General features: G+C 59.0%; 11 protein-coding genes. All 11 read left to right on the top strand.

Going from position 1 to position 10,111, the window contains the following annotated elements; translation table 11 throughout:
* The first annotated feature begins 28 nt into the window (after positions 1-28).
* The 11 genes from FJ145_22535 (at position 29) to FJ145_22585 (ending at position 10,008) form a co-directional block, all read left to right on the top strand.
* On the top strand, positions 29-727 hold the full coding sequence (locus tag FJ145_22535) for a dienelactone hydrolase family protein (GenBank protein ID MBM4264187.1): 699 nt from the start codon (positions 29-31) through the stop codon (positions 725-727).
* A 27-nt stretch (positions 728-754) separates the two neighbouring features.
* A complete protein-coding gene (locus FJ145_22540; protein ID MBM4264188.1) occupies positions 755-1,060 on the top strand; it encodes a hypothetical protein in 306 nt (101 codons plus the stop codon).
* A 52-nt stretch (positions 1,061-1,112) separates the two neighbouring features.
* Positions 1,113-1,667, top strand: a complete 555-nt coding sequence (locus FJ145_22545) for a methyltransferase domain-containing protein (protein ID MBM4264189.1) — start codon at positions 1,113-1,115, stop codon at positions 1,665-1,667.
* Positions 1,668-1,694: 27 nt separating this feature from the next.
* Positions 1,695-2,843, top strand: coding sequence for an ABC transporter substrate-binding protein (locus FJ145_22550; protein ID MBM4264190.1), 1,149 nt, complete (start codon positions 1,695-1,697; stop codon positions 2,841-2,843).
* Positions 2,844-2,846: 3 nt separating this feature from the next.
* Entirely contained in the window at positions 2,847-3,728 is an 882-nt protein-coding gene (locus FJ145_22555) for a branched-chain amino acid ABC transporter permease (GenBank protein ID MBM4264191.1), read from the top strand.
* Between the two features lie 130 nt (positions 3,729-3,858).
* Positions 3,859-4,716: a branched-chain amino acid ABC transporter permease gene (locus FJ145_22560; protein MBM4264192.1), complete on the top strand. Its 858-nt coding sequence runs from the start codon at positions 3,859-3,861 to the stop codon at positions 4,714-4,716.
* A 2-nt stretch (positions 4,717-4,718) separates the two neighbouring features.
* The gene (locus FJ145_22565; GenBank protein ID MBM4264193.1) at positions 4,719-5,501 is read left to right on the top strand and encodes an ABC transporter ATP-binding protein; all 783 of its coding nucleotides are present in this window, start codon (positions 4,719-4,721) and stop codon (positions 5,499-5,501) included.
* Positions 5,498-6,208: an ABC transporter ATP-binding protein gene (locus FJ145_22570; GenBank protein MBM4264194.1), complete on the top strand. Its 711-nt coding sequence runs from the start codon at positions 5,498-5,500 to the stop codon at positions 6,206-6,208. The genes FJ145_22565 and FJ145_22570 overlap by 4 nt, the downstream gene beginning before the upstream one ends.
* Positions 6,209-6,411: 203 nt before the next feature.
* Complete coding sequence (locus FJ145_22575) at positions 6,412-6,618, top strand: helix-turn-helix domain-containing protein (GenBank protein ID MBM4264195.1); 207 nt, start codon at positions 6,412-6,414, stop codon at positions 6,616-6,618.
* 12 nt (positions 6,619-6,630) lie between these two features.
* A complete protein-coding gene (locus tag FJ145_22580) occupies positions 6,631-7,083 on the top strand; it encodes a hypothetical protein (GenBank protein MBM4264196.1) in 453 nt (150 codons plus the stop codon).
* Between the two features lie 9 nt (positions 7,084-7,092).
* Positions 7,093-10,008: a GAF domain-containing protein gene (locus FJ145_22585; GenBank protein MBM4264197.1), complete on the top strand. Its 2,916-nt coding sequence runs from the start codon at positions 7,093-7,095 to the stop codon at positions 10,006-10,008.
* Positions 10,009-10,111: the final 103 nt, after the last annotated feature.

The following is a 10,111-nucleotide window of genomic DNA, read 5'->3' on the forward strand; positions in this document are numbered from 1 at the left end:
GGGTATCGCGAAATCGCAGGCGTGAACGATGGCTGAACGGATTGTCTCCATGCATGCCGCCCATCGCAGCGGCAAAGAAGTGGTCGATGGCTTTCTATCGCGCCCGACCGCTGGCGGCGAGCATCCGGCGATTGTCCTGGTGCACGGCTACCGCGGCCTGGACGACGGGCAACGCGCGGTGACCCGGAAGTTCGCCCAGGAGGGATTTGTTTGCTTGTCGCCGGATCTGTTTCACGGCAAGACCTACCACACGCTGGAAGAGTGCGCGCTTAAAAAGACCTCTCTAGATATTCCGCGCGCGGTGAACAATATCGTCGACGGTGTCGACTATCTGCGCAAGCTCCCCTGGGTTGGCAAAAAGAAAGTGGCGGTGTTGGGCTTTTGCATGGGCGGCGGCTTGGCGCTCTATGCGTTGGCGCAATCCAAGGCCTTCGCCGCCGGCGTGATTTACTACCAGAGCATGTTTCCCGATCCGGAGGATTTAAAAACCATCACTGCGCCGATGCTCTGCCACTATGGCAGCGCCGATCACGGCACGACCCAGACCGAGATCGACATGTTTCGCGCGACTCTGGATAAATACAAAAAGAGCTACCAGATCGAAATGTACGAAGGAGCGGGACACGCGTTTCTCAATAACCCATCCGGCAAGAGTGTCGCGAATCGTGATGCCGCCGAGAAATCGGTGGCCGCGACCAGCAAATGGCTTAAGAAAGTGTTGGCGTAATCACAGACTGGCAATCAGGAGGAAAAGATGGCCGACAAGTGGGATGAACGTAAGAAAGCGCAAGAAGACGAATACTTTGTCAGGAAGGAAAAGGAGCAGCTCGCCAAGCTGAAAGCCAAGCAGGAGGCCGAGAGCAAGGACGCCGCCAAGCAGGCCAGCTACATGAAATGCCCCAAGTGCGGTGAGTCTTTGAAAGCGCGCCACTTTCAGAAGGTCGAAATCGACCAGTGCGGCGGCTGCGGCGGCATCTGGCTCGATGCCGGCGAGTTGGAGCAGGTGGCGGCCAAAGATGAGGGGAGTTGGCTGGGCAAGTTCTGGCAGAAGAATGGATAGTTGTGATGAAGTTTGAAGCGTGAGACGGCTAGAATAAAGAGGTGCCGTGATGATGAAGACCATTTATCGTGTTGTGTTGGTGATGCTGCTTTTCGCCCAGACGGTCAGCGTATCTTTGGCTCAGGAGGGGAAGATCGTCCCCTACGTGCCGACGCCGCAGGAAGTGGTCGACCGCATGCTCGATTTGGCGCAGGTGAAGAAGGGCGACGTCGTCTACGATCTTGGCTCGGGCGACGGCCGTATCGTCGTTACGGCAGCAAAGAAATACGGCGTCAAGGCGATCGGTTTTGAGATCGATCCCGAGCGCATCCGCGAGTCGAAAGAGAACATCAAGAAGGCCGGTGTCGAGCATTTAGTGGAAATTCGCCAGCAGGATATTCGCACGGTGGACTTGTCACCGGCGTCGGTGCTGACCATGTATCTGCTGCCGGAGGTGAACCTGATGATTCGGCCGAATATCTGGAAGCAGATGAAAGGCGGCTCGCGGATCGTCTCGCATGATTTCGACATGGGCGATTGGAAGCCGCTCAAAACCGAATACGTTAAGGACAGCGGCAGTTGGGACCACACGCTGTATCTGTGGCACGTGGAAGCGGCGAAAAAGTAGTCGACAAGAGGAAGCTTAGGAGACGCGATGAGCGCAAGAACATTTCTCGCTGCGGTGGTGTTGGCATGGGGTGCGTTGGGGGACGTGGCGTCGGCGCAAATCAAGCTCGGCGCGGCGGAGGCGCTGACCGGCAATGCGGCGCAATACGGCCTGCCAATCCGCAAAGGCTTCGAGCTCGCCATGGGCGAGATCAACGCTGCCGGCGGCATCAACGGTCGGAAGCTTGAGCTGATTATTGAAGACGAGCAGGGCAAGAAAGAGGAAGCGATCAACGTTTTCAAAAAGCTGATCTTTCAGGACAAGGTGTTGATGCTGTTCGGCCCGACGTTGTCCAATTCGGCGCAGGCCTCGGATCCGGTTGCGCAAGGCGCCAAAGTCGTCGTCTTCGGCACGTCCAATACGGCCGACGGCATTACTTCCATCGGCAACTACGTCTTTCGCAACTCGGTCACCGAAGCCGATATTCTGCCGGTGACTCTCAAAGTCGCGCTGCAAAAGACCGGCTTGAAGAAAGTCGCCGTCCTTTACGGCAACGACGATGCTTTCACCAAGAGCGGCTATGACAATTTTAAAAGAGCTCTCGAAGGGCTCAAGATTCCGGTGACGACGACGGAGACCTTCGCCAAGGGCGACGTCGACTTCAAGCCACAGCTCACCAAGATCAAGGCGAGTAACCCCGATGCCATCGTGCTGTCAGCGCTGGTGGCCGAAGGTGCGCCGGTGATGGTGCAGGCGCGTCAGCTGGGCATCCATCTGCCGTTCATCGGCGGCAACGGCATGAACTCGCCGAAGATATTTGAACTGGCGAAGGACAGCTCGGATAATCTATGGGTCGGCAGTCCGTGGTCGGTGGAAAATCCCGCGCCGGAAAACAAGAAGTTCATCGCCGCTTATCAGAAGGCGCATAACGCGCTGCCGGATCAATTCGCCGCCCAAGCCTACGACGCCATGCACATCGTCGCCCAGGCACTCAAGAACGTGAAGCTCTCGGGAAAATTGGACGGGGACCGCAAGGCGCTGCGCGATGCCTTGCCCGGCGTCCAGTTCAGCGGCGCCACCGGGCCGTTTAAATTTCGCCAGGTGACGGATAAGGCCGGCAAGCCGGCCGGCTATGACGCCGTGCAGACGGCAATTGTGTCGGTAACCAAAGGCAACCAGTACGTCATTCAGAAATAGCGCATGTTGGCGCAGCAACTCGTCAACGCGCTCTCCCTCGGCGGCGTCTACGCGCTTTTCGCTCTCGGTTTCACGCTCATATTTGGCGTTCTCGACGTGATCAATCTCGCCCACGGGGCGATTTTCATGTTGGGCGCCTACGCGGCATTGCAGGCCGTGCTGCTGCTCAAGTTGCCGCTGCCGGCGGCCATCGTTGTTGCCATCTTAGTCGCCGCGCTGGCCGGCCTGCTGCTCGATCGCTTTATCTTTGCGCCGCTGCGGGCGCGCAACGCGCCCCATCTGGCGCCGATGATCGCCACCATTGGTTTGGCGATCTCGATCAATAGTGCCGTGCAAGGCATTTTCGGCGCGGAGAATCTGCGCTTTCCAGTCGATGCCTTGCCGGCCGAAGCGTTTCAGATGGGCACTATCCGCGTCACGCTGATTGAGCTGCAGATTATCTTTTTGTCGATTCTCCTGATGGTGGCCCTGCTCTGGGGCCTCAAGCGCACGCGCGTCGGCGTGGCGCTGCGCGCCATCGCCGAGTCACCCAAGGCCGCGGCGCTCTTGGGCATCGACGTCGAGAAGCTGTTCGGCGTCACCGCTGTCATCGCGTCGATTCTAGGTGGCGTTGCCGGTGTGCTGATTGCGCTCTATTCCAACGCGCTGTTTCCGACCATGGGCCAGCCGATGTTGCATAAAGGCATAGCGGTGGTGATCCTCGGCGGCATGGGCGACATCCGCGGTGCCATGCTCGGCGGCTTGTTTCTCGGCTTCGCGGAAGTCTTTGCGGTGGCGTACATCGGCTCGACCATGCGCGATGCGGTGGCGTTCGGACTGCTATTCGCCATCTTACTCTTGCGTCCGCAGGGACTCTTCGGGCAAGCCGCGCAGCGGCGAGCGTAGCCGCGCTTTGCGCCGCGGTTCAGAGTTCCGGGTTTCGAGTTGCCGGTTGGGCTCGTTCCGGTTGTATGCAGTTTGGAAGGTGTGAGATTTGAAATCTGAGATAATCTGAGATTCTGAGCGCAGCGAAGACATGGAATGGCTCGATAGTTTCTGGTCGATATACAGCACGCTGGTGCTTTCCATGGGCACCAATATTCTGCTGGCGCTGTCGATCTATTTCACGCTGTCGTGCGGCTTGTTGACCGTGGCCAACGCCGCCTTTATGGGCATTGGCGCCTATGCGGCGGCCCTGCTGACGCTGAACGCTGGCGCGCCTTTTTCTCTCGCTTTGCTCGCCGGCACGCTCTTGCCGGCCGCCGTAGCGTTACTGCTTGGGCCGCCGACGCTGCGGCTTTCCGGGGTTTACCTGGCGATGGCGACACTCGCCTTTGGTGAAGTCGTGCGCATTACCATCCTCAATGCGGAAGGTCTTACCGGCGGCGCGCTGGGGCTCAACGGCATCGAGCAGCTCACTCACGTTGGCCATGTGGCCGGCGCGGTGTTGGTCGCGCTGTTTCTTTCTCTACGCGCGGCCAAGTCGCGGCTCGGACGTGCCTTCGCGGCGATTTGCCAGGACGAAACGGCAACCGAGCTGATGGGCGTCCACGTGCGCGCCTATCAACTGTGCGCTTTCACCTGCGGGGCGGCGCTCGCCGGTTTGGCCGGCGCGCTGAACGCGCACTTTACGTTTTTCATCAGCCCCAACGAATATGGCTTCGAGCGCGGCGTTGAGATTTTAGCCATGGGCGTGCTCGGCGGCACTGGCAGTCCGTGGGGCGCGGTAATTGGCGCCGTCGTCATAACGCTCCTGCCCGAGCTCTTGCGCGGCTTGGGTTACTTCCGCCCGCTGATCAATGGCTTGATCCTGGTGATCATTATTCTCTACTCTCCCAAGGGCTTGTGGGATTTGCTGCGTGGTGCGCGCCGCACTGCCGTAGCCACTCGTTGATTATGCTAACGCTTTCCTCTGTCTCGAAGCATTTCGGCGGGCTGCAGGTGCTGCAGCGGATCGATCTAGAAATTGCCGCGCGCGGCATCTATGGACTCATCGGCCCCAATGGCGCCGGCAAAACCACGGTGTTCAATCTAATCACGGGCCTGTTGCCGCCGAGCGAGGGAACCATCGAATTTTTGGGTCAACGGCTGAACGGTTTGCCGCCGCACCGCATCGCGCGCGCCGGCATTGCGCGCACGTTTCAGAACATTCGCTTGTTCAAAGAGATGTCGCTGGTGGAAAACGTGTTGCTGGCGCTGGCGGAGCAGCATGGCGCGAGCGCGCTGCGGCTCCTGGTGCCGGGAAGGGCGTTTCAGACGATCGAGCGCCGCGAACGCGAATTGGCGCTGGAGCTGCTGGAGCGCATGGGCTTAGGCAACAAAGCCAATCAATTCGCCGGCCAGCTTTCCTATGGCGAGCAGCGCCGCTTGGAGATTGCTCGCGCGCTGGCGACCCGGCCAAAGCTCTTGCTGCTCGACGAACCGGCGGCCGGCATGAACAGCGCGGAGAAACAGCAATTGATGGATGACGTGATTAAACTTGGCAATAGCGGCTTGAGCGTGCTGGTCATCGAGCATGATATGCGTTTCATCATGGGCCTGTGTGAACGGATCACGGTGTTGAATTTCGGTGAAGTGATCGCCGAGGGAACGCCAGGCGAAATCCGCTCCAATCGCGTGGTAGTCGAAGCCTATCTCGGCAACGATGACCACGCGGTGCCGCTCCAGGGGGCCCGGTGAGCGGGCTCCTCGAAGTGAAAGGATTGCAGGTACGCTACGGCGTCATCGAGGCGGTCAAAGGCATTGACCTGAGCCTTGCCGGCGGCAAGATCACCACACTTCTGGGCGCCAACGGCGCCGGCAAATCGACCACGCTACTGGCGCTGTCGGGACTGTTGCCGTCGAGCGGCTCGATCCGCTTCGACGGTGCGGAGTTGCGCGGCGTGCCACCGCATCGAGTGGTCGAACAAGGACTTATCCATGTGCCCGAAGGGCGGCAGATCTTAACGACCCTCAGCGTCAGAGAGAACTTGATGTTGGGCGCATTCCGGCGGCGCGATTTTCACGAAATCAGCGCCGACCTGGAAAAAATGCTGGTGCTGTTCCCGCGCTTAAAAGAGCGCATCGACGGCACCGCCGGCAATCTCTCGGGCGGCGAGCAGCAGATGCTCGCCATCGCGCGCGGCTTGATGGCGCGGCCGCGGCTGCTGCTATTGGATGAACCGTCGATGGGTTTGGCGCCGCTTCTGGTGCAAGAGATATTTCGCTCGCTGCGCGAGTTGAACGACCAAGGGTTGACGATCTTTTTGGTTGAACAGAATGTCCGCCAAGCTCTCAAGGTTGCCCACTATGCCTACGTGATGGAGAACGGTGTCATCGCGCTCTCTGGATCGAGCGCCGAGTTGCTCGACAATCCGAAAATTATCGAAGCCTATCTGGGCGGCTGACCGTCAAAAGTTTGTTTACGATTGACGGTGCGCCGCTCCGTTGAATTGCACTTAGACTCTTTGTTCCTCCAGTAATCCTCTCGCTCTGATTGCAAGTCACTAAAGTTCGTCACGAGGGTGCCGAATTTGGTTATTGATGGCGTGTTTCCCGCGTATCGCGCACGCCGGCGTAAAAAGGCGCAAGATCGGAGAGGAGATTTTTTATGGAAGAGATATTAACCGCCTCGCAGGTAGCTGAGCTGCTGCAGATGCATCCGCGCACAGTCTACAAGCTGGTGAAGCAAGGGTCGTTGCCTGGCCGCAAGTGCGGCGGTGGCTGGCGTTTTCGCCGCAGCGAAATCATGACCATGATCTCGCCCCACGGCGAGGGCAATGGGTCGTCAGCCAACGGCGCCGACAAACAACCATAAGGATAGCCTCCCCTGTTTACGCGGGTTTTTCATAGCGGCGGAACATGGCGGTTCGGCTTCGATGGCCGTCGCGGCCGCGCGTGGGCAAGCGCGCCAGCGGCGGCGTGGTTTTTTTGGGCGCTGTTGTTGTCGCTGCCCGGTCAGCTCCACGCCGAGAAGACCTACAACATCGCATCGCTCGTGGCCACCGCTGCTTCGGCTAGAGCGGCTGAGGGCAGCGGTATTCCAGTGCTGTTTCTGAGCTCGGGCAATCCGCAGGCGTTGGTCAACAGTTTTGCCGGCTCGGGGCGCAATCTGGCCGGCATCAGTTCCGGATCGGTGGCACTCACCGGCAAACGCTTTGAACTGTTGCGGACGCTGTTTCCGAGAGCGAAAAGAGTGGCGATGCCGCTGGATCCGGCCAAAGCCATTGATCTGAAAATTCCCAAAGAGCTGCTTCTCCTCGCCGACAAAATATACGAATAACCGTTGACCATGGAAACTCCGAGCGGCGCGTCCCAGAGGTCGCATCGTGGCCGCATCAGGCGGCGACTCATGGGTTGGGGGTTGGGGCTGTTGGCGCTGGCCTTGGTGCTGAACACGGTCTCGGGGTTCATTTACACGCGCACCCAGCTGTTGCGCGGCAAGGCCGAGCTGCACAGCGAGGTGGCAGCGACGACGGCGCGGCGCATTGCCGACGTCGTGCGCTGGAACTTGCAGCAACTCGACACCCTCAGCACCAACATGGCGACTCATGTCTTGGGTTCCAAGGAGCAGGAAACGCTGGCTCGGCTTTTGTTAAAGCATGATCCAGCCTTCGTTGAAGTCGCGATGGTCGATCGCGAAGGGGAGGAGAAATTCAGACTGTCTTCGACGGATACTTTTTTAGCCGGGGAGCGCCGCAGTCACAAAGCCACGTTGCCTTTCGTGGTAGCGGTCGCCGGCGAAAACTATATCGGTCCGCTGCTTACCTCCGAGCACGCAGTTCCGCACGTGACGATCGCGGTGCCTTTGAGAAACAGCCCTGTGCACGTGGTCGGCGCGCTCGTCGCAAGGGTTGAAGTGCGCATTCTGTGGGAAATGGTCGGTCAGGTCAGCTTTGGCAATGGCGGTTACGCTTATGTGGTCGATGAAGCGGGCGTGCTCATTGCTCACAAAGACGCCGCCCTGGTGCTGCGGCAAACAACGACGCGCAACGCGGCGAAAGTGCGCTGGGCATTTTCCCACGAGGGGGTTGATCCCGCACCGGCCGAGATTGGCTTCGGCATCACCGGCGAGCAAGTTCTCAGCACGTACGCAACGCTGCCCAACTTGGGTTGGTTGGTCATTGTCGAGGAACCCACCCGGTTGGCTTTGGCTGAGCTATGGCGGCTGCAACAGTTTGCCGTGATGCTCCTCGCTCTGGGGCTGGTCTCGGGCGCTGCCATTATTACGATTGTCGGTCGCAAGTTAACGCGACCGATCCTTGAGCTACAGACCGACGTCGGCGTGATTCGAGCGGGGAACCTCAGCCACCGTGCGCGCCCTACGACCGGCGATGAGGTCGAAGACCTGGCCAATGATTTCAATCAAATGGCGGAAGCGCTGCAACAGTCCCACGAAAACCTCGAGCGGCGCGTCAAGCAGCGCACCGATGAGATCGCCGCCCTTTATGAGATAACGCGCACGGTCAATGGCTCGTTGGCGCTGCAACACATTCTCGATACGGTGATAGAAAAAATTGCCAAGATATTTTCCTTTGGCGGCATTCAGGTCTATTTGTTCGATGACCAGCCCGATGTCTTGGAATTTCGCGCACTGCACGAAACCGATCCCAAGTGTCATTGGTCGCCTGGCACCTTTAGACGCGGCACGGGTATCATTGGAACAGTCGCCGAGACCGGTGAGGCGATGGTGTTCGAAGACGTGTGCAGCGATGCACGCTATCAGGCTCTCAGCACGTCGAAGGCGGCGCAAGCCACCGAACGGCGTTTCTTTGCGGTGTTCCCGATCAAAAATAACGTCCAGGTGTTTGGCACGATTCTTTTCAGCGATAGCGCTGCGCGCAAGTTAACCGAAGAGGAAATTCGCCTGATAAACTTCATGTCCGAGCATATCGGCGTGGCGGTCGAGCGTGCGCGGCTCTTTGACGGTGTGGCGCGCCGCTCGCGACATTTGGCGGTGCTGCACACCATCGGTAAGTCGGTCAATCAATCGTTGAACCTAGATTTTATCACCAGCGAGGCGGTCAAGCGCGTCGTCGAAGCCCTCGGATTTGACGCCGCCTGGATCTACCAATTGGATGATGCCGGGGAGGCGGCAACCTTGCGCGCCCATGCGGGGCTACCGGCCACCGTGATCGCAGGCATGACGGTTCGCTCCGCAGACTACGGCACGAGCGCTCTGGTGCGCCAGACCGGTGAGCCGATGATCCTTGAAGACATCGAAAACGACGAGCGCTATCGGTTGATTGCGGGCGGCGCCCGGGCGGTAGCACTGGGCTTTCAATCGGGAGCCGCCTTTCCGATTCGTATCCAAAGCGGCATCATCGGCAGTCTGCACGTGGCCAGCCATAAGCGGCACAAATTCGCCGCCGATGAAATCCAGCTCCTCGGGGCGATCGCCCACGACATCGGCGTCGCTTCGGAAAACGCGCGTCTGTTTGAGCAGGTGAGAAAACAATCGGACGAGTTGCTCGCCGTGAACAAGGAGCTGCAGGACGCCAATCGCGCCAAGTCGGGCGTCATCGCAGCGGTAACACATGATCTGCGCACGCCATTGAATATCATGATCGGCAACGCCGACCTCGGCCACTCGGAATTCTTCGGCACAATCGACGCCGACTACAAACAAGCCTTCGGCAAGATCTCCCACCATGGCCGCATGGTGTTGAAGATGGTCAATGACATGCTGACACTGTCGCGCTTCGAAGCGAAGAAAATGTCGTTGGATCTTGCCCAAGTGGCGGTCGGCGAAATCATCGAGCATGCCAAGAGCCATGTCGAATACGTCAACCGCGATAAACACTTGAACGTGGATTGGGAGATCGATGCCAATCTGCCGGAGCTCGTTACCGATCCGATCAAGCTCGAGGAGATTTTGCAAAACTTGATCGGCAACGCCTTCAAATTTACGCCGCAGGGCGGCATTGCCGTGCGCGTGCGCAATCTCGACGAACGTGTCGAGTTTACGGTGGCCGATACTGGCATCGGCATCGCCGATGAACATCTCGGCAAGATCTTCGACGAGTTCGAGCAGGTGAACAAATCGCGCACCGGCAACCACTCCGGGGCAGGCCTCGGCCTTGCCATCGTCAAGAAATACCTCGACCTGATGCAGGGCGATATCGCGGTCGAGAGCGCGCCCGGCCAGGGCACCAAGTTTACCTTTTCGCTGCCGAACACGGTCACTGTCCCACTCTGGGAGGGTTGAAGCCCTCGCCTTTAGGCGACGGCTTTAGCACGTTTTGGCGGAGCTGTGGTAATGTCTGCGGATGAAAGAATATCGACGCGGAGCGCACACCGTATTCGAAATC

The organism is Deltaproteobacteria bacterium (genome assembly GCA_016874755.1).
In the GTDB taxonomy this organism is placed as follows: domain Bacteria; phylum Desulfobacterota; class Binatia; order UBA9968; family UBA9968; genus DP-20.